Raw genomic sequence first — 19,189 nt, forward strand, 5'->3', positions numbered from 1 at the left:
AAAGTGGTGATCGTTCCGCGGGGGCCTGGTGCAGGCGGTATCCGCGAAACCTACCTCGCCAGCGAGGCTACAGGCATTCGGCGTTGCACGACTGCGCGCACTGGCTCGGCGTGAGCCGGCCGTCCTCGTGGCACAGATCCATGCACGAGTCGTAACACGCATCCGAGTTGTTCCGTACGAAGTTCACGGTCACGGTCTTCGCCGCCGACATCGTCACGAAGCAGCCGTTGCCCAGGACGCTGTCGCACCCGGTGAACACGACGTCGTGCCCCGTCGACGAGGCCAGGAGCATCACCTCGCTGCGCGTCGGGAACGCGGCAGAGCAGCTCGAGGTGCAATCGAGGTTCAGCGGCGTGCTCACCACGCGGCCCGCGCCGCTGCCCGCAGCGCGGACCACGCTGAGCGTCGATGTGCCCAGCAGGGGAGGGGTGACCTCCAGGAACGACACCGCGCTCGCCAGGCCGGCCCCGAGGTCGAACGTGGTGCGCGTGTGGCTCTGGCACGCGCCCGTGCCGGTGTTGCCGCTGCCGGCGTCGCTGCATACGCGCGCCGTGAGGGTCGGAGGCACGACGAGCGACACGATCCGGTTGTCGCCGATCGCGTTGAGCGCCGCGCCGGCCCAGCGGCCGGCCCCGAAGCTCACGCGGGTGCCATAGAGGTCCTTCTCGGTGAAGGCCGTCACCACGCGCACGACCTCCGCGTACGAGGTGCCCGCGAGCACGGTCGTGGGCGTCGGCTCATCGTAGAACCGGCAGGTCCCGACGCCGTGCCCGCTCGTCCCGCCCTCGTCCGTGCACACGCGCACGCGCGCGCCCGGCGGGACGTAGAGGGAGCGCGTCTGGTCGTTGCCGACCCCGGAAAAACTCCCGGCGCTGGCGCGGTGCTCCCCGTAGCCGAAGGCCGACACGCTGCCCCGGTAATCCTGCTGGCTGAAGAGCAGCACCATCGGCTCGATCTCGACGAACGAGATCGCGTTCCTGTAGGCGGCAGGCACGTTGTGCGCGACCCCGTACTCGATGGTCGGGTTCTCGATCGTCGCGCAGCTCCCGCCTGTCCCGCTCACGCCCTCGTCGATGCAGTAGCGCATCCGGCTCGCGGGCGGCAGGCGCACGCGCGTGATGCTGTTGTCGCCCACGCCGCCGAGGTGACCGAAGCTCGCTCGATGGCGGCCGATCCCGAGCTCCTGGGCGCGGCTGTCCTCCGTGAAGACGATCGCCCGGCCGAGGATGCCGGCCGAGAGCATGCAGCGATTGGCCATGTGGGGGACGCTGTGGAGCCCTTGGTCGTACTCGCCTTCAGGATAACCGCAGCTGTCATGGCGATAGTCCTGCTGGTGCATCGCCTCGTGCCAGATGACGCCCGCGACGCCGGCGCGCTCGAAGTCGCTCATCCCGGCGGCGGCGACGCCGTCGAGGTAACCCCTGTCGATCTCCATCCGCTCATGGGAGTCGCCGTACCCGTCGTACTGCGCGTGGCCGAGGGCGTCGGTCAGGTCGGCGCACGTGGCGGTCACGTCGGCCATGTTGCCGCTGCGCATGACGTTGCGGACCTTGGTGTGCTGGGTGCTCCTCGGCTCGTTCGCGAACGGGTCGTCGCTGCCCTGGTAACAGGGCTTGTACCACTCCATCATCCGGTACCGCAGGCAGGCGTCGAACTCCTTGGTCATCGCGATCTGCCGGCCGGCCTGGTGGGCCTCCACGAGCACGTCGCGCTGCGCGAGCGTGCACGAGCTCGTGTTCAGGTCTCCGTACAGCGCCTCTTGCGCCTCGGCGATCTCCGGGCCCGCGGGCTCCTCGATCGCGTCGGCCCTGCACCCGGCCAGCACGGCGGCGATACCAAGAAAAAGCGACTTCGTCTCTACCCTGTTCATGGTCGTTCCCTCGAGTTGGCCCTGCCCGAGCCGTCCCCGGGTCGGGGCGTTCGGGCGAGCGTGCCGGGCTCATCGCAATCGATGTGCCCGGCCCCTCGGGGGGCGGTGCACCGGGGAAAAGGGCGGGAGATCGAGGCCCGCGCTGCGCGGCCTGCGGGCGTCCGCCGGCGCGTTGCGCGAGGGCTTGCTCAAGCTGGGCAGAGCTCGCTCAAGGGATCGGGCTCGGGTGCAGCCCCGCGGCGGCGAGCAGCGCGACGGCCCGGTTCATCGCCTGGATGAGGCGACCTGTCTGGCCGCGGTCACGCCGCGAGCCGGTGCTCTATCTCGATCGGCGTGAGCCGCGGCGGCTGCTCGTCGACGACGAGCGTGCTCCCCGGGTGCTGGCGGACGAGGTCCTCCGTGGACTCGATCGCTTCCTGCACCGTGCCGTACGGGAGCGAGCGGGTGACGTATCCCTCGGCCGCGACCACCCAGCCCCAGCCGTCGGGGTCCGGCATGACGTGGTAGGCGAGTCTCTGTGTCATGGCGTGTCCTCCCTCCGGCAGGGTGAGCCCGGCGCGCGCCAGCCGCAACCGATCGGCGCCCGCGGAGGCCCTAACGCTGGCGGCGCTGCACCTCCTTGAGCGCGAGCTTCGAGATCGCCCTCAGGGTATCGAACACGCCGCGCCCGCTCGCCGCGGCGGCCTCGAACTCGGGCGCTCCGCCCGGATTGAGGAGCTCCCGGAGCTCCGCGATGTCGGCGATCCCCTCGAGATCCCGCTTGTTGTACTGGACGACGAACGGCAGCCGCCCGGGCGAGCGGCCCTCCTCGGCGAGGTTGTCCCACAGATCGGCCATCGACTCGACGTTCGCGTCGACCCGGGCGCGCTGGGAGTCCGCCACGAACACGACGCCATCCAGCCCTTTCAGGATGAGCTTCCGGCTCGCCCTGTAGAAGATCTGGCCCGGCACCGTGTAGAGCTGAAGGCGCGTCCGGAAGCCCGACAGGCCCCCGAGATCGAGCGGAAGGAAGTCGAAGAACAGCGTGCGATCGCTCTCGGTCTTGAGCGAGATGAGCCGCCCCTTGGCGGCCGGCACCGTCCGGTCGTACACGTATTGAAGGTTCGTCGTCTTGCCGCAGAGGCCTGGTCCGTAATAGACGATCTTGCAGTAGATCTCCCGGCTCGCATAGTTGATGAACGCCATCGGCGTGCTCCTCCAGAGTCGACGTTCGAGGGGGGAGGCAAGGCCGGTCCCCGCATTGAAGTTGAAATCGGCCGGAGGCCGTCGCATTGGAAGCGATGGCTGCGGTCGTCCAGCGCAATGGAAACGAAGGTGGCCACCGGTGCCCGCGCTGGAAGCGGCGTCCGTGGTCGATCCCGCGCCGGGAGGCGAGGCGCTGGCCGCTCCCCCCACGCGTCCCGGCGTCCTGCGTCGCGCCGGGGGCGCCCCGCGCGCCGCGAGCTGCGCGCCCAGCACGGCGCGCGGCGCTGCTTGCTCCCCGGCGCTACGTCACGCGCGGCCGGCGGCGGTCACGAAGACGCGTCGGCGATCGCGTGGAGGGCCGCCACGAAGCCCTCCAGGGAGGCGTCGCGCGCGTCGCTGTGCTTCACCAGCCGCTCGTTCACGGCGATGAGCTCCACCACGTCCGGGCTCGCGCCCGGGACCCGCCGGAGCTCGTGCACAGCGCGGCTCACCCGCGACGGCGGGTCGAGGCACGCGAGCGCCGACAGCGCCGCCGTCGCGCCCGCCTCGCGGCCCGCCGCGAGCGCCTCCCGCGCCATCCCGAGCAGCACCAGCGCGAAGGCGACCTGGATCGCCTCCAGGAAGCCGCGGGAGACCTCCTTGCCGCCGTGGCTGGCCTCGCTCCACGCGATGGTCACGAGCTCGCCTATCTCCGAGAAGGCGCGCGCCGACATCAGCGTGGAGAGCGTCTCCAGGCCGTGTTTGTCCCACGCCGCCCGCGTCGTCAGCTGGCGCGCGAGCCAGGAGAGCACGGCATAGGCGTCGTCCCCCGCCCGGATCGCGCCGAGCGCGATGTCCATCAGCGCGGCCCGCGCCACGCCGTGTGCCTCGAGCCAGCCGAGCAGGTTCGCCCGCTCCGCGCCCCGCGGCGTCCGGCGCGCCTTCTCGAGGATCGCGTCCCGGAGCGCCGGGGGAAAATGGAGGATATCGACGCTCCAGTCCTCGTCCGAGCCGCGCGCGCGCTCCATCGCCAGCGCGGCCAGCGCGTCGTCGTCGAGCGACAGCGCCCCGGCCCGCCTCGCCGCGAGGATCTTCGGGACCGGCAGATCGCGCAGCGCGGGGCGCTCCCCGTTCAGGCCGTCGAGCTCGTCCCCGTCGAGCAGCGGCGGCAGCCCCTTGTGGACCTTGGGCGCGAGGACGTACTCCGAGGGCCACTGGACAGGCTCGCGCCGGCAACGCTCGAGCACGCGCTCGTAGATCCCCGCCGGGACCTTGCCGCGCACGAGATCCGAGAGCTCGATCCACTCCTCCTCGTCGAGCACGAGGCGCGGCACGCCCAGCACCTCGTGCTGGAAGTGCGCTGGATCCTGGATCGCGAGCCGCGCGAGCTGCCGGATCACCGGCCCGCTGAAGCCGCTCTCGCAGCGCGCCCGCCAGCGCAGGAGATCGGATGTCCCGAGCTCGTCGATGTGCTCGGACAGGAAGGCATGATCGTCTGGCTCCAGCGACGGCTGACGGAGCACATGAAAGAACGCGACGGGACGGGCACGGCCCCGGTGCGCGCGCACCAGGGCCTCAATCTCCGCCTTTCGCATGGCGCGACCTCATCACCCGAGACCCCATGTGGGATCAGGGACTCTCTCAGGTCCATCGTCGCCAGGCGCGAGCGCGGCCCGTCATGACTCGTCGGTCGGTGGAATGACGGATCCTGTTCCTGACCGGTATGCCCAGGGTAGCGCCGGCGCGCTCGCTGTCAACGCGCTCGTCGCTACTCGATCCGCTGCCGCCGCCGCCGCCGCGGCTCCCGGGCGCTCGCGGGCGGGTCGACGTCGCGCGAGAGCGGCAGCTCGACGGAGAAGGTAGAGCCCTCGCCGATCTCGCTCGCGACGCTCACCCGCCCTCCGTGCGCCTCGACGATGGTGCGCGTGATGTAGAGGCCCAGCCCGAGCCCGCCGTAATGGCGCGACGAGACGCCCCGGCGATACCGCTCGAAGACCTGCTCTCGGACGTCGGCGGGGATGCCGATGCCATGATCGGTGACCGAGAGCCGGGCGGTCTCTCCGTCCGACGCGATGGTGAGCTCTAGCGGCTTGCCCCCGCCGAACTTGATCGCGTTGCTCAGCAGGTTGGTCACGACCTGCTCGATGCGCTGCGCGTCCCAGCGGCCGACGACCGGCCCGGCGGCGCGCACGTCGAGCGCGCAGCCCGCCCGCGCGAGCTGGTCGTCCAGGTACGTCGTGACCTCTCCCACGATCGCGCGGAGATCGATCTCGATCGGGTCGAGCTCCAGGCGCCCCGCGTGGATGCGGGAGACGTCGAGGAGCATGTCGACGAGGGCGACGAGGCGCTTGATCTGCCGCAGCGAGAGATCGACCGACGCGCGCGCCCGCTCGATGCCCTCCGCGCCGCGCGAGAGCTTCTTCTCCATCGAATGGACGGCGAGCTGCAGGCTGGTCAGCGGGGTCCGGAGCTCGTGCGAGGCGACGGAGAGGAACTCGTCCCGCGCGCGGACGGCCTCCTCCGCGCGGGCGCGCGCCCGCTGCTCGTCCGCGAGCAGGCGGTCCCGCTGCTGCTCGGCCTGCACGCGCGTGGTCACGTCGCGGAAGCTCCAGACCCGCCCGACGATGCGCCCGCTCACGCGCTGAGGCTGGGAGTAGCGCTCGACGACCCTGCCGTCGTCGAACATCAGGGTGTCGACGCCGCTCGCCTCGCGGGGGTCGTCGACGCTCCTCGTCCTCCTCGCTTGCTGGAGGAGCTGCTCGGAGTCCGCGAGCTGATCGAGGCAGAGCGCCAGGCGGTCGTCGTGCGAGAGGAGCACCTGCTCGGGGATCCCCCACATCTCCCTGAACCTGCGGTTGTGCCGCACGGGGCGGCCCGCGTCGTCGACGACCAGGATGCCGTCCGCCGTCGAGTCGAGCGTGGCCTCGAGCAGCGCGTGCGAGTGGCGCAGCATCTCCTCGGCGCGCTTGCGCTCGGTGACGTCCGTCGCGATCCCGCACACCGCGTACGACGTCCCGTCCGGATGGCGCAGCGGGAACTTGAGGGAGAGGAACGTGTGGATGCCGTCGGGGGCCGCGACGTACTCGTCCCTCTCGATGGGGTGGTCCTCCCGCAGCGCGGCGAGATCGTTGGCGCGCACCGCGTCGGCGATCTCGGTCGGGAACAGCTCGTGGTCGGTCTTGCCGAGGATGTCCTCGCGGGTCACGTGAACGACGTCCTCGTAACGGCGGTTGATGAGCAGGTATCGCCCGTCCGGGGCCTTGACGAACACGACGGCGGGCGTGTTGTCGAGGATGCCCTGCAGGAGCGAGCTGCTGTCGTGCAGGGACGCCTCCGCGCGCCGGCGCTGCGCGTTCTCCTGCTGGAGCTCGCCGTAGAGGCGCGCGTTCTCGAGCGAGATGGCCGCCTGCGACGCGAGGACATCGAGGACGCCCAGCTCCGCCGTGGAGAAGGCGCCCGGGACCAGGTTGTTCTCCAGATAGAGCAGGCCCACCGCCTCGTCCTGGCGCACGATGGGCACCCCGAGGGCCGAGCGGCGGCGGCACGACGCCTCGCCGAAATACGGATCCATGGCGAACCGGTGGGGCGCGGCTGCGTCGGCGATCGCGATGGGCTTGCGGCTGCGGACGACGGCCGTGCAGAGCGACAGGGGCACCTGCGACGGCGCCGCGAGGTGGCCGGTGGGGCCGAAGACGCGCTCTCCGTCGCCGCTCGCCTCCGCCAGGACGAGGCCCTCCGGCGACGAGAGGAGCAGGCAGCCGCGCTGCGCGCCCACGTGCTCCATGGCCACGAGCAGGAGCCGGGCGTGCAGCTGGGGCAGGACCAGCGCGCTCGAGATCTCCTGCGAGGCCTTCAGAATGCCGAGCATATCCAGGTATTTGACGTCGCCACCCCCGGACGCGGGCCGCCGCGCGAGCTCGGGGTGCTGCTGGAGCAGGGCGCCGACCTTCGCCCGCGCGCCCCAGGCCTCGTAGCTGTCGCGGGCGCGCGCGAGGTAGGCGCTCGCCGCCGTGTCGAGCCCGCGCTGCTCGTAGAAGCGCGCGCAGAGCTCGCTGGCGAGCCCCTCGACCTCGACGAACCCGCCCGCGCGGGCGCCCTTGAGGGCCTGCTCGTACGCGCGCTCCGCGGCGAGCTCATCGCCCGAGAGGCGCGCGAGCTCGGCCGAGACCAGGGCCGCCTGGTGTGCGAAGTTCTCCGGGGACGCGTCCGCCAGCGCCGCCAGGTGGGCGAGGTGCGCGCGCACGGCCTCGAGGCAGCCCGGCGGGGGCGCGCGGGCGTGGCCGGCGGAGCGCGCGAGCGCGGCGTAGAAGTGATGCTGGGCGGCCCCGAGGAAGCGGGGCGCGGCGTGCAGCAAGGCGCCCGCGCGCTCCGCCGCTCCGGCGGCCTCGCCCAGATCGCCGAGGAGCACGCGCGCCTGCAGGTCGAGGAGATGGCCATAGAAGGCCCTGATCGGCGCCCTCCGCGCGAGCTCCTCCGCGGAGCGCTCCGGAGGGCGGCCGGGCGCGGATGGGTCGCGCAGCCGCGCGAGCAGCCGCAGCTGATCGCGGAAGATGTCCTGGTCCACCGGCCCGCAGGTGCGCTCGGCGAGCGCGAGGCGGCGCGAAGCCTCCTCGGCGACGTCGTCGAGGGAGTCGCCGACGAACAGCTGAAACGCGATGACCTGGTGGCCGAAGTAGCACGAGAAGGGGTAGTTGCCGGCGGAGAGCGCCGCGTCCAGCTCGCGCCGCGCGAGCTCCAGACAGCGTCGGACAGGCATCTTCAGGTACCCGAGCAAGGCGATGAACGTGAAGCTCGCCCTGGGCCTGTAGGGCGAGTGCTCCTCGCGCTGGGCGAGCCGATAGCCCGCCTCGCCGAAGGCGAACGCGTCCGCGGGGCGCCCGCGCCGCTCGGCAAGGACGAGCCCGAAGGTCGCGTAGGCGGCCGCGGAGCTGCTCGTGTTCCCGTGCGTCAGCGAGAGCTCCACCGCGGCGCTGGCGGCGGCCGCCATGACGTCCCAGCTCGCGTGGTAAGCGGGCTGGTACAGCGTGGCGGCGAGATCGCAGACGGCCCGGGCGCGCGGGTCGGTCATGGGCGGCAGGTCCGCGAGGGCGGCGATGGCGAGGGCGCCGCCCTCGAGGCGACCCAGGACCGCCGCGACGGCGGCGTCCACCGCGGCGGCCTCCGGGTGGCGCGGCAGGGGGAGCCCGCAGTTGCCGAAGCCCGCGACGCAGCTCTCGACGGCGGCGTCCATCGCGCCTTGCGCGACCTGGATCTCGGCGAGCAGGGCGTACACGGTCGCGGCCACGCACCGCCCGGGGGCGCGCTCGCACAGCGACGCGCAGAGGCGCTCCGCGGCCGCGAGCTCGCCGGTCGCGAACCGGCACTGGGCCAGCGCGAAGTCGAGCTCGAACGCGAGCCCGGCGCGCGCGGGGAGGCGGCGCGCGCCCGCGAGCAGCTCCGCGCCCAGCAGGAAGAAGCCGATGGCCGCGGCGTGGTGGGTCGCGGCCTGGGCCTTCCGGCCCGCGCGCAGGTTGAGCTCGGCGGCCCGCGTCCGCTCCTCCGGGGACGTGATCCGCGGCGCGGCGCGGGTGATCTGGCGCACGATCTCGAAGAGCTGGGCCTCGATGCGCTCGGGCGGGAGGCCGTCGAGCAGGGCGCGCGCGGCGGCGAGGTGCGCCTCGGGCCGCTGCTCGGCGGGGGTGAGCTCGTACGCGACCTGATGGATGCGGTCGTGCAGGAAGCGGATCTCGCGGTCGATCCGGACGATGAGCCGCAGCGCGAAGGCCGCCTGCAGGCGCTCGATGACGGCGTCTTCCGGGCAGCCGAGGAGGAGCGCCAGGGTCGTCAGATCCGCGGCGTCGCCGAACACGGCGAACCGCCGCAAAGCGTCCTGCGTGCCCGCGTCGAGGCTGCGGAGGTTCGCGGCGATGATCTCGGCGACGTCGTCCGAGCACCTCTTGGCCCGGATCTTCTCGAGATCCCACCGGAACGCTCGGGCGGTGGTCGAGAAGCGGATCAGCCCTTCCTGGTGCAGCGTGCCCGCGAGCTGCGCGATGAACAGCGGATTTCCCCCTGTCTTCTCGTGGAGGCTCGCCGCGAGCGGGGCGACCTCCTCCCGGGGGGCGCGCAGCGAGTCGGCCACCCACGAGGTCACGGCGTCGGCGGACAGGGGGGCGATCGCGATCTCGGTCACGGCGACGCCCTGCTCGCGGAGCCGGCGGATCATCCGGCGCACCGCGTGGGCGTCGGGGACCTCGTTGCTCCGGTACGCGCCGAGGATCAGCGTGTCGCGGACGCCGGGGTCGGTCGCCCAGCGCTCGACGACCTTCAGCGTCTCGGCGTCTGTCCACTGGAGGTCGTCGAGGAAGACGATGAGCGGCTTCCCCGGCCGCGCGAGCGCGCCGAGGAGCTGGCTGAGCGCCAGCTGGAACCGCGCCTCGGCCTCGGGGGGCGGGATCTCGGGCGGCGGGCTCCGCTGGCCGAGGATCCGGGCGAGCGCCGGGAGCATGCCGGCCAGCAGCGGCGCGTTCGCGCCCAGCGTCGCCGCGAGGCCGCGCTGCAGCTCCGCGTGCGGCGCCTCGCCCTCTTCGAGGGCCTGGACGAGCGCGCCGTCCAGCGCCGCGAGGAGCGCCTCGCACGGGGCATGGCGCGGGGCCGCCTCGCACCTGCTGCCGGTGAAGCGCGCCGCGGGCGCGCGGACGGACTCGCCCAGGTGATGGACCAGGCGCGTCTTGCCCACGCCCGGCGGGCCCGAGATCAGGACGAGCTCCGTCCGGCCATCGCGCCCGACGCGCGCCGCCGCGCTCTCCAGCCGCGCGACCTCGCCGGCGCGGCCGTAGAGCCCGGGGGCCAGCCGGAGAGGCGGCGGCACGTCGGCGAGGCCCGGCTGGAACGGCGCGATCCGCCCATCTGTCCGGAGCGCCTCCCGGCACCGGACGAGATCGTGCTGGAGGCCGGCGGCGCTCTGGTACCTGTCCTCGGGGAGCTTCGCGAGCAGCTTCAGGACGAGCTCGCCGACGGTCGAGGGCAGCCCGGGCACGGACACGAGCGGCGACGGGGGGACGACCGCGGCGTGGCAGTAGAGCCATCCCAGCAGATCGTTCGCGGAGAACGGCAGCCGTCCGGTGAGGAGCTCGAACAGGATCACCCCGAGGGAGTAGAGGTCCGACCGGTGATCGATCGCGACGCCGAGGCGCCCGCCCTGCTCGAGCGACAGGTACGGCCAGGTGCAGGGGGACGGACGGGCCGATCGGGGGCTACACCGGCCCGGCGAGAGCGACCAGGGGCTGAACCCGGTCAGCTTGATGTCGTCGCCCGGCAGGAGCATCACGCGGTGCGGGGTGAGGCCGAGGTGGACGATCTGCCGCCCGTGGATCGTCGCCAGCGCCCCGGCGATGCCGATGGAGAGCCCCAGGAACCGGCCGAGATCCATGGGGGTGCCCATGAGGCGGGCGAGCGGCGTCGCTCCGTCGTCGTGGAGCACGAGCGCGGGCTGGCCATGGAACGTGCAGATCCGCGCCGCCTCCATGGCCACGTCGCAGCCGACCAGCCGGGTCGCCTCCAGCTCGCGCCGCAGCGCCTCGTACTCGGCCGTCGAGGGGTGAGCGACCTTCAGGGCCTTGACGAGGACGCTCCGCCCCGCCGGCTCGCGCGCCCGGTAGAGCGCGAAATCTGGTCCTTCGTCCAGCACGGCCTCCGCGAGGTATTCGGTCGCTGTCTGCATGGCTCTGGCGTGCTGGGCGTTACACACCTCTCCAGGGCGCGGCTGCGCTCGAAAGCGCCTGCGCTGCGCTGTCGATCGACAGGCAGGATCGATACCAGCGGTGAGCGGCCTTCGCCGCGGCGGTCCAGGCGTCCGATGATCGGCTCGACGCGCCGGCTGCAGCGTGACGGCCGATCAGGGCGAGCCGCGTCGATCGCAGCGCCGTCGGATGCCGTCCGCCGAGCTCGGCCTTGAGCGGGACCCTCACGGTATCGTCCGCTGGCGCGCGAGAGCGCGAGTGATGGGGGGAGAGACGACGGGAGAGGCAGCGGGGGAGACGTCAGGCCACGAGGGCCCGTGGCCCCTCGGGAACTCGGGAACTCGGGAACTCGGGAGCAGCGCGTTCATTCGTCCGCGGTCGTCCGCGGTCGTCCAGGATGTCATCTGCTTGCGTCATCCCGCAATCGATTGCGCTTCCATTCCAGTCGTGCCAACTCCATTGAAGGGGACGCGCCGGACCTCTCGGCTGAAACCAGCGGCCAGGTAGCAGCTCATTTTGGCGGTGCAGCTCGAAGGGGAGACGGCAGGTCACGCTGGCGTACATATTGCGAACCTTCACGCCAGACGCCCACGCTGAATGCGCCTCCGGCCCTCCGGGGGGGCAAGCGCCGTGGAAGGATTCGTTCTTGATGAAAGCAAGGTTGGGAAGAGCCATGATCGAACAACGACGAGCGGTCAACCGCAGGATGTTCTTGCAAGGGATGACCCAGGTCGCCTCGGTGGCCGCCGCGGCGCCCGCGCTCGGTTCGGACCCATGGAGAGGCGCATGCTCGACGACGCTCACGACGGGGCGGCCCGAGGACGTGAGCATGAGCTCGGAGCGGCTGGAGGACGTCTTCGCGCGGATCCAGCGCCGCGTGAACGACGCCCTGTTTCCCGGCGCCACGGCGCTCGTCGCGCGGCGCGGGGTCATCGTGGGTCACCGGGCCTTCGGCAGCAAGGTCGCCGGCGCCGACGAGCCGGTGACGCTCGACACGATCTTCGACGTCCAGTCGATGAGCAAGGTGCTCTCGACGGCGGCGGCGGCCCTCGCGCTCGTGCAGGAGCGCGTGATTCGGCTGGACGCGCCGGTCGCCAGGTACCTGCCGGACTTCGCCGCCAACGGAAAGGGCGCCGTCACCGTCTACGACATGCTCCGTTACTCGTCCGGTCTCCCGCTGGACAACCAGTGCTTGGATGAGGACGTCGAGACGGCCTGGTGCATCATGGCCGAGACGCCGCTCGAATACGCGACGGGCAGATCGGCGCTGTACAGCGATCTCACCTACCGCCTCCTCGGCCGCATGATCGAGGCCGCCGCGGGGGAAGATCTCGACGCCATCGCGAGAGAGTGCATCTGGCGTCCTCTCGGCATGAGCGACACGATGTACAACCCGCCCCCGGAGCTCGTCGAGCGCGTCGCGGCCACGGGGTACTCCGCCCGCCGGGGCTGCCTTGTGCGGGGCCAGGTGCAGGACGAGCAGGACTTCGCGCTGGGCGGCATCGCCGGCTGTGACGGCGTGTTCACCACCGCGCTCGATGTCGCCGTCTTCTGCCAGATGATCTTGAACGGCGGCGCCTATGGCGGCGCCGAGGTCCTGCGGCCCGATCTGGTCCGGCAGATGAAGAAGAACAACACGCCTTACGTGACGGAGGCGGAGACCGACACCTCGCCCATCAACAACCTGCTCCTCGCCCCGAAGGGCCTCGGGTGGGAGATGCGGACGCGGCGCTTCTCGAACGGCGGCATGCGCCTGTCGCCGCGCGCCTTCGGCAAGGCGGGCGGCGCCGGCACGTTCATGTGGGTCGATCCGGATCTCGAGATCATCGGCGTCCTCCTGACCAACCACGGGCTGCCGCAGCCGTTCGACGAGCTCGGCTGGAACCGCATGCTCGACAACGTCGGTTGCACCGAGTTCTTCGACGGCATCATCAACGCCGTGCACCGCTGAGCGGCGGGCGAGCGGCGCCTCGACAGGCGAGGATCTCGGGCGAACGCCGCTTCTCCAGGTCGTTCAGGCGGCTTCCACGGGGAGCGGCTCCTCCGGCTCGACGGCGGCGGCGGCGAGCGTCCGGCGCAGCAAGGGGCCGATGGTCAGGCCCTGCACCACGATGGAGACGACCACAACGACATAGGTGATGGTCAGCACCATCTCGCGCTCCGGAACGAGCGTGCCGTCCGCGAGCTTTCCGGGGATGGAGAGCGCGAGGGCCACCGAGACGCCGCCGCGCAGGCCGCCCCAGGTGAGGATGCGGATCGCCCCCGGGGTGAAGACCCTGCGCCTCTTCATGAGGCTCACCGGCAGCGCGACCGCGATGAACCGCGCGAGCAGCACGACCGGAAACGCGAGGAGCCCTGCGAGCAGCGACTGGGCGTCGAAGGCGACGATCAAGAGCTCGAGGCCGATCAAGACGAACAGCACCGCGTTCAGGATCTCGTCCATCAGCTCCCAGAAGTCGTCCAGGTGCTCGCGGGTCTTCTCGCTCATGGCGCCGGCGCGCGCCTCGTTCCCGATGAAGAGCCCGGCCACCACCATGGCGATGGGGCCGGAGACATGGATCGCGTACGCCAGGGCATAGCCGCCCGCCGCGGTCGCCAGCGAGAGCAAGACCTCGACCTTGTAGTCGTCGACCTGCCGGAGCATGGCGAGCGTCACGAAGCCGAGCGCGAGGCCGTACAGCACGCCGCCGATCGCCTCCTGGACGAACAGCAGCGAGAGCCGCTGCAGATCGAGGCCCGACGTCCCCGACGCGATCTCCAGGAGCCCGATGAACGCCACAACCGCCACGCCGTCGTTGAAGAGCGACTCTCCGGCTATCTTCATCTCGAGCTCCTTGGGCGCCCCCACGTGCTTGAGGACCCCGAGCACCGCGATGGGATCGGTGGGGGAGATGAGCGCGCCGAAGAGCAAGCAGTAGACAGGCCGGATGTGCACGCCCATCAGCGTCATCAGGGCGTAGGTCATGCCGCCCACCAGCACGGTGGACATGAGCACACCCCCGGTGGCCAGGACGCCGATGACGACCCGCTGCTTCTTCAGATCCGCCAGGTTGACGTGCAACGCGGCGGCAAATAGCAGAAAGCCGAGCATCCCCTGCATCAACGTCTTGTTGAAGTCGATGCCATGGAGGTGCTCCTTCGCCTCGGCCTCGACCTCCGGAAACAGCTCTCCGATGGCCACCATGACGAGGGACGCCGTCATCGCGATCAGCATCAACCCGATCGTGGTCGGCAGCTTGAGGAGCCGGTGGTTGAAGAAGCTGAAGATCGCAGCGAGCGAGAGCAGCGCTGCCGAGACTTGGAATAGATCCATGCTCCCAGGCTTACAGACGGACGCGCGCCGGCTCGAGCGAGGCGAGGAGACGTCCGGATAAAAAGTTGCACGTCAAAGTTTCCCCGAGGGAAGCAAATCCAAGCCGACTCAAAATGTCAAGCCTCGACTGCGGGGCCTGCGCCGTGCTGCCCGAAGGCCGGGGGCGCGACAACCTGCTCCTCGCGCTTTCCGGACGTCTGACGACGTGAGTGGACCTCCCGTGGACGCTGCACACCGTCCTACCGAGCGGCGAGATGTGCGTGTGTCTGCGGCAGCTTCGCCTCTGGCCTGGTGATGCGACGTGCGCCTCGTCGGTGCCTCTGGCGCCGCTCGCGCTTCCGGTCGAATCTGTGGTCGGCGGCGCAACCGCGCGCGGTGAGCGCCGTAAATGGGCATGGGCCGTGGGGCGACGGCGGCCCCTTCACTATTGCCGGTATCCTGCTGTGCAATGGCTCGCTCCTGTAAAGGCATCATTTAAACCTGAAGAATCGCGGTGTGCGTCTCGCGAGCCGTGCGACACCGGCTCACGACGCTCCCGTGGGGAGGAGAGCATGAGCGAATCAGCAAACGTCAATGACCCGGGCGCTGCCGCGCAACCAGGGGAGATCTCGCGCCGCTTCTTCTTGCGGGCGTTCGCCGGGGGGGTGGCGGCCCTGTCGGGCGGATGCGATGGGATGACGCCGATCGATGCGCCTGCAGCGGAGGCGCGGTCGGAGCTCACACGGGCGACCGGGGGGCAGCTGGCGGATCTCATCCGCCAAAAGCGGGTGTCGTCGCTCGAGGTCGTGGAGGCGCACCTGGCGCGCATCGCGAAGATCAATCCGCGGCTGAACGCCGTCGTGAAGCTCCGCGCCGACGAGGCGAGAGCCGAGGCGCGGGCGGCGGACAAGGCCCTTGCGAGAGGCAAGCACCTCGGGCCGCTGCACGGCGTGCCGATGACGATCAAGGACTCCATCGATACCGCGGGCGTCGTGACGACCGGCGGGACGAGCGGGCGAACCAATTTCGTTCCGGTGGAGGACGCCACCGTGGTCCGGCGCCTCAGGGAAGCGGGGGCGATCCTGCTGGGCAAGAGCAATACGCCCGAGATGACGTGGTCTTACGAGACGAACAACGCAGTTTACGGGCGCACCAGCAATCCGTATGGCCTCGACCTGTCACCGGGCGGCTCCAGCGGGGGGGCGGGCGCCATCGTGGCCGCGGGCGGCTCGGCGTTCGACGTGGGGAGCGACACCGGCGGGAGCATCCGCGTGCCGTCGCATTTTTGCGGGATCGCCGGGCTCAAGCCGACCTCCGGCCGCATCTCGCGGACGGGCCATATCGTCCCGGCGGAGGGGCTGCTCCAATCGTTCACCGTGCTCGGGCCGATGGCCCGCTCGGTCGACGATCTATGGCTGCTCTTCAGCGTCCTGGCGGGGCCTGACTGGCGCGACGCGGCGCTGATCCCGGCGCCGCTCGGCGACCCGAAGCACGTGCAGCTCAGGGAGCTGCGGATCGCGATGCACACCGACAACGGAATCGCGGCGCCGGACGCGGCGGTGCGCCAGGCGGTGGTGGACGCGGCGGCCGCGCTGGAAGCGGGCGGCGCGCGCGTCGAGTCGAAGAAGCCCGATGCGCTGAGCGACGTGCTCACGATCGACGCAGATATCTTCCGGGCGGACGGCGGCGCCTGGCTGAAGCGGCTCCTGGACCTGGCCGGGACCGCGGACCCCGGCGCCGAGGTGGACGCCGCGCTCGCGAGCGAGCCGCTGTCGAGCGGTGAGCTGACCGCGGCGGTCGAGCGGCTGGACGCCTGGCGGGGGCGGATGCTCGGCTTCATGAAGGATGTCGACGCCATCGTCTGCCCGCCCTGTGTCCTCGAGGCGCTGCCCCACGATGCGTGGGTCGAGCACGGGGTCTACGCAGGATTCAGCTACTCGTTCGCTTACAACATGACAGGGTGGCCGGCGGTCGTCGTGCGCGCGGGCACCTCGTCGCGAGGAACGCCGGTCGGCGTCCAGATCATCGGCCGTCCCTTCCGCGAGGATGTCGTCCTCGCCCTGGCCGGCCACATCGAGCGGGAGCTCGGCGGCTACCGAGCGCCGGCGATCTGACGGGAGCGCGGTCCACGCTGCCGTGGCGGGCCGGGAGCCGTCTGCGGGCCCAGCCCAACCCGCGTGTACGGCGCGCGCCGTGACGTTTCATCGCACCACGCTTCTTCGCGCAGCGATCCGCCTCGCGGCAGCCGTGCCGTCATCTTGCGGCGGTCGCGCCGGTCTCGGCGAGCCACGCCTCGACGTCCTCGGCGAGCTCGCGCGGGGCGTCGACGGAGACCTTGTGCCCCGACTCGTAGGCCGGGAAGCGGAAGGACGTCTCGGTCGTGTCGTTCGTGAGGCGAACGACGCCGGGGCGCGCGGCGCCCGCGGGCACCGACCTGTCGACGTCGACGGTGAAGGCCGAGTGCTCGCTCAGGAATACCGGCAAGGCCTCGGTGTAAACGACCGCGTCGTAGCGGGCGTTGGTGATGAACGTCGCGGTGCGCTCCAGGAGGCTCGTGAACGCGCTGAGGGTGCCGTAATCGCCGGCGAAGCTCCCGCACGGCCGCGTGGAGGGCAGCCAGTACGCGTCGGTGTCGTCGAGCTCGCCGAGCTCGGCGCGGAGGCTGCTCTCGCTCGCCGCGATCTCCGCAGGATCGTCTCTCTCGAAGTAGCGGAACGAGGGCTCCCGCCCCGGCGGCGCGAGCCCGGCGACCTCGGTCAGGTCCACGCCCAGCAAGGTCTCGAGGTGCTCGGGGGTACGCATCGCGTGATAGGCGTGCTCCTTGATGAGCGCTCCTTCCTCGGACGTGCGGCGGACATCGTACCCGTCCCACGCGTCCGGGTCGGCGAAGTACTCGGCAAAATCCGGGTCTTGCCTCACCATCGGTGCCTCGTACATCCTCTGCTCTGCTCCGTAGAGGCTGGGCTGAATCAGGAGCTGCCAGCCGAACTGCTCGGCGACCTGCGCTGGCTCCCGAGGGGCCCCGGCGCGCGCCGGGAACGCAGCGTCGAGGTGCGCCTGCATCTTGTCCTTCAGCCAGGAGGGCGGCCTGTCCATCAGCTCGAGGCTGTCCGAGTCGCGGGCGTAATTCTGCATCATGTGGAGCATCATCGTCGCGCGCGTGCCGCCGTAGCTCTCGCCGGCGATCACCACCGGGTTGTCGCGCAGCGGCTCGTGCGCCTCGAGGAACTCGAGCAGCACGTACACGAAGTCGGCGGCGTCGGCGAAGTACAGGGGGACGTCGCGGTAGCAGTCCGACGCCGGGTCCACGGTCGCGAGCTCGTAGGAGAAGCCTGCGCTGCGGGGGTCGACATAGAGCAGGTTCGCGAAGCGCGTGAAGGATGCGGCGTTCGCGATCGGGGCGGCGTCGGCGGGCGCCTCTGGATCCAGCGTGTACGGCGCGGTCCCATAGGGCAAAAGGACGCTGGTGGTCGCGGCGCCAGGGCCGCCGTTGAAGAACAGGAGGAGGGGGGCCTTGTCGGGGCGCTCCTGCGCGGGCTGGAACGAGTAGAACATGCGCGCGGGCCAGTTCAGGCCGAGCGTTGGCGAGCCCGGGACCTCGATGAAGCCGGCTTCAGCGGAGAGCACGGCCACGGGGCCGTCGCCCCCGGAGCCGCCGTTGCCTGTGGAGGCGCCTTGACTACCGTTGCCTCCGGAGCCGCCGTTGCCGCCCGGATCGCTGCCGGATCCGCCACAGCCCACGACAAGCAGCGTGCCCGCCATGGTGACGCCGCCGAGCCCAGCGCGAAGAGATGCCATGCCGGTGGGTGGGCGCTGCGCGGCGTTCCCATCAAACAAAACGCTCGACGTGCGCGGGGCACACCATCGCGCGGTGCGCCGTGGGCGGTCGTCTGAATCTCGCGAATTTCTCCCTGTTGCGAGGCTTCTCGAACCTCCACCGCCAGCCCGAGCGATGCAATCAAGTCGATTCCGGGGTCGAGCCCGACGCCGGCGTCCTCGAGCGTGATGTGCACGAGCGACCCGCTCGAGCGCCGCTCGACGGCGGCGTTGCCGGCGCGCCGGGAGCTCGCTGATGTGTCCGCGACGCAGCGTGGCTCGCCGGTCCCGCGGATGAACGCGCCGGTCTCGCCGTGGGGCGGCGCTCGGATGACCAGACAATGCGGGCAGTCATCTTCCGCGTCACGCATCCGCCTCGCCTCGGCAACGGCCTCCTCGCATGGCATCTCGCTTGCCGTCGCTCGCCGCCGACACCGACACCGACGACAGGTGACGCAGGCGCGGTGTGAGGCGGTGCAGGTCGCGCTGGAGCGATCGGACCTGCATGCGGCTCACGCGCCGGCGCTCCTCCGTCGAGGCCGCTTTGCGGCGGCAATTCCCGGAAACCTGAGGAGCTCACATGAAATCGAATCAGCTTGAAAACAAGTCCTTTGGCCTGCGATGCGTCGCGTTCGGACTGGCTTTCGCGACCCTCCTGATGACGGGGTGCGCCGTGAATTCAGCGGATGAGCCCGAGGGTTCAACACAGGATGAAGAGCGCGTCGAGGAAGCGGAACTCGCCATCTCCGCGCCCGACGTGGAATGGCGGGGAGAGGGACCGGCCTGCACGCGGGGCGTGCCCTGCACCATCACCGGCAGCTCGTACGTCGGCCTCAAGAATACGTTCGTGGAGCAGTACGTCGTGTACAGCGAGCGCAGGTACGGGATCAACCTCGGGTGGCGAAGCGGCTCGAACCTGGGCAACGTGCGGTTCATCCCCCAGGCTGGCGGAACCGTGCGGTACGGCGAGCCGGTGGCGCTCTTCGTCACGAACCCGAGCGCGGAGAAGTACATCAAATACCGCGAGCGCGACTACGGGATCAACCTCGTCTGGTCGGCGGACGCCGTGTACCAGTGGCGTATCACCGGCCGAACGCAGGGCACCCCGGTCGATCTGAACGAGCCTTTCGGCCTCAGCAACGACGCGCAGACCCACGTGGTCTACTGTCCGCGCGAGTACGGCATCAATCTTCGCTGGAACTTCGACTGCCCGTACCGCTGAGCGCCGGGCCCAGCGCCCGCCACCCCGGCTCGCTCGCTCAGGCCCTTCGCGCGGAGATCCGGCTTGTCAAAACCGTGTCGAGTCTCCGCATGTCTCGACGGAGC

Annotated in this window: 10 protein-coding genes; 3 read left to right on the plus strand and 7 right to left on the minus strand. The window is 70.9% G+C overall.

The genetic code is table 11. The features are described from left to right. Positions 1-67 precede the first annotated feature (67 nt). The 5 genes from WME95_RS08495 to WME95_RS08515 all read right to left on the minus strand — a co-directional run bounded on the left by WME95_RS08495 (position 68) and on the right by WME95_RS08515 (position 10,736). Positions 68-1,870: a hypothetical protein gene (locus WME95_RS08495; RefSeq protein ID WP_437907914.1), complete on the minus strand. Its 1,803-nt coding sequence runs from the start codon at positions 1,868-1,870 to the stop codon at positions 68-70. Positions 1,871-2,169: 299 nt separating this feature from the next. Beyond that, a complete protein-coding gene (locus tag WME95_RS08500) occupies positions 2,170-2,394 on the minus strand; it encodes a DUF2188 domain-containing protein (protein WP_437716428.1) in 225 nt (74 codons plus the stop codon). A gap of 70 nt (positions 2,395-2,464) precedes the next feature. Beyond that, on the minus strand, positions 2,465-3,055 hold the full coding sequence (locus WME95_RS08505) for a GTP-binding protein (protein WP_437907916.1): 591 nt from the start codon (positions 3,053-3,055) through the stop codon (positions 2,465-2,467). A gap of 326 nt (positions 3,056-3,381) precedes the next feature. Beyond that, complete coding sequence (locus WME95_RS08510; RefSeq protein WP_437907917.1) at positions 3,382-4,629, minus strand: hypothetical protein; 1,248 nt, start codon at positions 4,627-4,629, stop codon at positions 3,382-3,384. Positions 4,630-4,802: 173 nt separating this feature from the next. Continuing rightward, entirely contained in the window at positions 4,803-10,736 is a 5,934-nt protein-coding gene (locus WME95_RS08515) for a PAS domain-containing protein (RefSeq protein ID WP_437907918.1), read from the minus strand. 692 nt (positions 10,737-11,428) lie between these two features. Between WME95_RS08515 and WME95_RS08520 the strand changes: the two genes are divergently transcribed. Further along, the gene (locus WME95_RS08520) at positions 11,429-12,706 is read left to right on the plus strand and encodes a serine hydrolase domain-containing protein (protein WP_437907919.1); all 1,278 of its coding nucleotides are present in this window, start codon (positions 11,429-11,431) and stop codon (positions 12,704-12,706) included. Positions 12,707-12,769: 63 nt separating this feature from the next. Here the strand turns inward: WME95_RS08520 and WME95_RS08525 are convergent, their stop codons facing one another. Next, on the minus strand, positions 12,770-14,068 hold the full coding sequence (locus WME95_RS08525) for a cation:proton antiporter (protein WP_437907921.1): 1,299 nt from the start codon (positions 14,066-14,068) through the stop codon (positions 12,770-12,772). 551 nt (positions 14,069-14,619) lie between these two features. Here WME95_RS08525 and WME95_RS08530 point away from each other — a divergent pair. After that, the gene (locus WME95_RS08530; RefSeq protein WP_437907922.1) at positions 14,620-16,161 is read left to right on the plus strand and encodes an amidase; all 1,542 of its coding nucleotides are present in this window, start codon (positions 14,620-14,622) and stop codon (positions 16,159-16,161) included. Positions 16,162-16,300: 139 nt separating this feature from the next. Here the strand turns inward: WME95_RS08530 and WME95_RS08535 are convergent, their stop codons facing one another. Further along, positions 16,301-17,845 (minus strand): S10 family serine carboxypeptidase-like protein, encoded by a 1,545-nt coding sequence (locus WME95_RS08535; protein WP_437907923.1) that lies wholly within the window; start codon positions 17,843-17,845, stop codon positions 16,301-16,303. A gap of 691 nt (positions 17,846-18,536) precedes the next feature. On the opposite strand from WME95_RS08535, the gene WME95_RS08540 reads away from it, so the two are divergent. Beyond that, entirely contained in the window at positions 18,537-19,085 is a 549-nt protein-coding gene (locus WME95_RS08540; RefSeq protein WP_437907925.1) for a hypothetical protein, read from the plus strand. Positions 19,086-19,189: the final 104 nt, after the last annotated feature.

The sequence above is a fragment of the Sorangium sp. So ce327 genome, assembly GCF_051530205.1.
GTDB lineage: Bacteria > Myxococcota_A > Polyangia > Polyangiales > Polyangiaceae > Sorangium > Sorangium cellulosum_B.